The 997-nt window shown below is 75.2% G+C and carries 1 protein-coding gene; it reads right to left on the bottom strand.

Annotation, left to right across the window (positions count from 1 at the left end; genetic code table 11):
• Positions 1-26 precede the first annotated feature (26 nt).
• Complete coding sequence (locus CCN44_RS42370; RefSeq protein WP_086704597.1) at positions 27-791, bottom strand: SDR family NAD(P)-dependent oxidoreductase; 765 nt, start codon at positions 789-791, stop codon at positions 27-29.
• Between the last annotated feature and the right edge of the window lie 206 nt (positions 792-997).

Genomic DNA, 997 nt, shown 5'->3' with positions numbered 1-997 from the left:
GGTGGCCGCCTGGCGGGCCGGGCGCCTCACCAGGGCATCGCCACGCCCCCGTTCGGGCGGAGTATCTGACCCGTCGTGAACGCCGAGGCGTCCGAGGCGAGATACAGCACCGCGTGTGCGACGTCGTCCGGTTCGCCGACGCGACCCAGCGGGGCCAGCCGGGTCATCGCGGCCTCGGTGTGTGCCAGTGCGGTGCGGTCGTGGCGGTCGGTCATCGGGGTGCGGATCCAGCCCGGCGCCACCGCGTTGACCCGGATGCCGTGCGGGCCGACCTCGGTGGCCAGCGTCTTGGTCAGCTGCACCACGGCCGCCTTGGCCGCGCCGTAGCAGAGCAGCCCGGCACCGCCGGTGTCGACCGCGCCCGAGGCCATGGTGACGATGCTGCCGCGGGTCCCGTGGGCGAGCATCAGCCGGGCCGCCTCCTGGCAGGCGTACAGCACCCCTTTGAAGTTGACGTCCAGCACCCGGTCGAGATCCTCGTCCCGGGTCCGGAGCACCGGGCTGCTGTGCATGATCCCGGCGATCGCCGCCAGCACGTCCAGCCGCGCGCAGGACCGGACCGCCTCGCCCAGCCGGTCCCGGTCGGCGACGTCGAGGACGTGGACCCGGGCCGTACCGCCGCGCTCCTCGATCAGCGCGGCCGTGCCGTCCAGGCCGTCCGCGTCCCGGTCGGCGCAGTGCACCGTCGCGCCCGCCTCGGCGAGCAGTACGGCGGAGGCCCGCCCGATCCCGCCGGCGGCTCCGGTCACGAAAGCGGTGCGTCCGCTCAGGTCGTACGCGGTGAGGGCCATGCAGGCGACGGTACGAGCATTTCTGACGGGTCGTCAATTAGTGGGGGCCGGCTTCCGGCTTGTGGTGTCGGAGGTGCCGGGTGGCCGGGGCGGCGTGCCGGGCGGCCAGCCGGGGTGTCGGGTGGTCGGTCACGGGGCCGGGCGGTCAGCCGGGGTGTCGGGTGGCCGGGGCGGCGTGCCGGGCGGTCAGCCGGGGTGTCGGGTGG

This window comes from Streptomyces tricolor (assembly GCF_002155905.1).
GTDB classification, from domain to species: Bacteria; Actinomycetota; Actinomycetes; order Streptomycetales; family Streptomycetaceae; genus Streptomyces; species Streptomyces tricolor.
Note: the sequence above shows the minus strand (reverse complement) of the source record. Positions and strands in the feature narration are given on the sequence as shown.